The following is a 2,061-nucleotide window of genomic DNA, read 5'->3' as shown; positions in this document are numbered from 1 at the left end:
AAATACCAATCGCCGCGATCCGTCGCGCCCCCCTCTGGCCTGCCGGCCATCTCCCCCTCTTGGGGGGAGATTGGCAGCTTCGGCGCCGCGCTCACTCCTGCAACGTTGAAGATTGGCGAAAGCCGGAATGACAGCTGATCTCCCCCCTAGAGGGGGAGATGGCCGGCAGGCCAGAGGGGGGCGCGACGGATCGCGGCGATTGGTATTTCGCAGCAGTCATCCCCTTGCGCCGCAATCACTTGGCGGTTAGCAAGGCCGCGGTTTCTCCAGATACTATTGGGACGGTTCTCCATGGCTTCGAAAAATCTCTTCCTGCTCGCTGGCGACGGCATCGGCCCCGAGGCCATGGCCGAGGTGAAGAAGCTGATCAAGGCCATGAACGACAGGCTGGGCAGCGGCTTTGCCACCGACGAGGGGCTGGTCGGCGGCTGCGCTCACGATGCGCATGGGGCGGCGATTTCGGATGCCGACATGGCGAAGGCGATGGCCGCGGACGCGGTGCTGTTCGGCGCCGTCGGCGGGCCGAAATGGGATACCGTGCCTTACGAGGTGCGCCCCGAGGCCGGCCTGCTGCGGCTGCGCAAGGACATGGAGCTGTTCGCCAACCTGCGCCCGGCGATCTGCTACCCGGCTTTGGCCGCTTCCTCCTCCCTCAAGCAGGAGGTGGTCGAGGGCCTGGATATCCTTATCGTGCGCGAGCTGACCGGTGGCGTCTATTTCGGCGAGCCGAAGCAGATCATCGATCTCGGCAACGGCCAGAAGCGCGGCATCGACACCCAGGTCTACGACACGTTCGAGATCGAGCGCATTTCGGGCGTCGCCTTCGAGCTCGCGCGCACACGCAAGAACCACGTCACCTCGATGGAAAAGCGCAATGTCATGAAGTCGGGCGTGCTGTGGAACGAGGTCGTCTCGCAGACCCACAAGGCGCGCTATTCCGACGTCAAGCTCGACCATATGCTGGCCGATGCCGGCGGCATGCAGCTGGTGCGCTGGCCAAAACAGTTCGACGTCATCGTCACCGACAATCTGTTCGGCGATATGCTCTCCGACATCGCCGCCATGCTCACCGGCTCGATCGGCATGTTGCCGTCCGCATCGCTCGGCGCGCCGGATGCCAGGACCAAGAAGCGCAAGGCGCTCTACGAGCCGGTGCACGGCTCGGCGCCCGACATCGCCGGCAAGGGCATCGCCAACCCGATCGCCATGATCGCCTCCTTCGCCATGTGCCTGCGCTATTCCTTCGGCATGGTCGCCGAGGCCGACAGGCTCGAGGCGTCGATCGCCGCTGTGCTCGACGACGGCTTGCGCACCAAGGACATTTTCTCGGCCGGCATGAAGGAAGTCGGCACCACCGAGATGGGCGACGCCATCATCGCCAAGTTCCTGGGGTGATCGTATGACCGTCGACATTCGCTGGGCGAGGGTCGACGACGCCGAAGCGCTCGCCACCGTGCTTTGCGCGATGGCAGCGCATTACCGGCAGGCGCCGCTCGACCACGCTCGCGCCGCGGCCACGGCGCGGCAATGGCTCGAGGACGAAAGCCCGGCCTATCCACATTTTGCTTTGGCCTTTGCGGATGGCGAGGTGACCGGCCTCGCCTCGGTGGCCATCGCGCACCCAGGCATTGATCTCGAACGGCTGATGTTCTTGAAGGATCTGTTCGTGCGCGACAGCGCCCGAGACAAGGGCGTCGGCCGTGCGCTGGTCGGCTTTCTCGCCGGTTATTGCGTCGGCAAAGGCATCGGCCGCATTGATCTGACCACGGAAGACTGGAACGAAGGCGCGCTGCGTTTCTACGACCGACTCGGCGCAGAACGCCACGGCCGGAAGGTTTTTCTCAGGGTGTCGGGCGACGCGCTGAACAGAGTCACTAGAACCTGACGCCGGCCGGTAGTGGCGCCAACCGGGCGCAGCAATGTAAGGCAAGCCAGCCGTCCGACGTCGCGGGAGCCGGCAGCCACCCCGCCTTCGTCATTCTATGGCGGAGCAAGGAGCGAAGCGACGCAGCGCAGACCATAGAATCCATTCCGTGACCTAGGAGCGTCGCAGCGGTGCAG

General features: G+C 64.8%; 2 protein-coding genes. Both read left to right on the top strand.

The features are described from left to right. Window positions 1-291: 291 nt before the first annotated feature. Window positions 292-1,395 (top strand): 3-isopropylmalate dehydrogenase, encoded by a 1,104-nt coding sequence (leuB, locus tag FJ980_RS30075; RefSeq protein ID WP_140547244.1) that lies wholly within the window; start codon window positions 292-294, stop codon window positions 1,393-1,395. A 4-nt stretch (window positions 1,396-1,399) separates the two neighbouring features. Beyond that, window positions 1,400-1,885, top strand: a complete 486-nt coding sequence (locus FJ980_RS30070; RefSeq protein ID WP_140547243.1) for a GNAT family N-acetyltransferase — start codon at window positions 1,400-1,402, stop codon at window positions 1,883-1,885. Window positions 1,886-2,061 lie beyond the last annotated feature (176 nt).

This window comes from Mesorhizobium sp. B1-1-5 (assembly GCF_006443065.1).
In the GTDB taxonomy this organism is placed as follows: domain Bacteria; phylum Pseudomonadota; class Alphaproteobacteria; order Rhizobiales; family Rhizobiaceae; genus Mesorhizobium.
The sequence above is the reverse complement of the archived record's forward strand: the minus strand, read 5'-3'. Positions and strand labels throughout refer to the sequence as shown.

Bases quoted from the DNA above. Each gene is read 5' to 3' on its own strand.
- leuB (WP_140547244.1), top strand. From the start codon at position 292: ATGGCTTCGAAAAATCTCTTCCTGCTCGCTGGCGACGGCATCGGCCCC.
- FJ980_RS30070 (WP_140547243.1), top strand. From the start codon at position 1,400: ATGACCGTCGACATTCGCTGGGCGAGGGTCGACGACGCCGAAGCGCTC.